Source organism: Bradyrhizobium sp. BRP22 (genome assembly GCF_020194175.1).
GTDB lineage: Bacteria > Pseudomonadota > Alphaproteobacteria > Rhizobiales > Xanthobacteraceae > Bradyrhizobium.
This window is the reverse complement of record NZ_JADYVX010000109.1, coordinates 1-727: the sequence shown is the minus strand read 5'-3', so window position 1 is coordinate 727 and position 727 is coordinate 1. Positions and strand designations below refer to the sequence as shown.

1 protein-coding gene is annotated in these 727 nt (G+C 57.6%); it reads right to left on the bottom strand.

All coding sequences use genetic code 11. The features are described 5' to 3' along the window. Positions 1-17: 17 nt before the first annotated feature. On the bottom strand, positions 18-727 hold a 710-nt coding region (locus I6F35_RS39580), incomplete at its 5' end, for an IS5 family transposase (protein ID WP_225122965.1).

Here is a 727-nt window from a genome sequence, read left to right as displayed (position 1 = left end):
AGAGTCTGACTCAAAAATCATGACTTAACGTTGGCCGATCTGGCGATGCGGCGCAGCAGCTGTCGGGTTGATGCGACAAGGAGCCATGCTTCAGCCGAGGTGGCGGAGGCCTCCCAATCCTTGGCGAGACGTCGGCAGCGGTTGAGCCATGCCAAGGTGCGTTCGACGACCCAGCGTCGGGCAACAATAACGAAGCCTTTTGCGTCATCCGGGCGTTTGACAATTTCAATCGTGGGCCCGTCGATTTTCCGGAGTGCGTGTTCTAGCTTTTCTCCGGCGTAGCCGCCGTCAGCAAACAAGTGTGCAATAGTCGGGTAACTCGCACACGCCAAAGTGACGACGGCCGGCGCACCGTCCCGATCCTGAACATTGGCCGGGTGCACGATGGCGCTCAGCAAATTTCCTTGTGTATCGGTGACGATGTGGCGCTTGCGACCTTTGATCTTCTTGCCCGCATCAAAGCCGCGTGGCCCTCCGCTCTCGGTCGTCTTGACCGATTGACTGTCGATGATCGCCGCCGTTGGTTGCGGCTCTCGTCCAGCAAGTCTACGCGCGATTTCAACCAAGGCTTCATTGATCAAATCCAACGCCCCGCTGTCGCGCAAGCCATAAAAATAGTACTGGACCGTCGTGAAGGGCGGAAAATCCTTCGGCAGAAGCGCCCATTGGCATCCAGTCGTCGCAATGTACTGGATCGCATCCCATACCGATCGCATGCAGGTCTTGC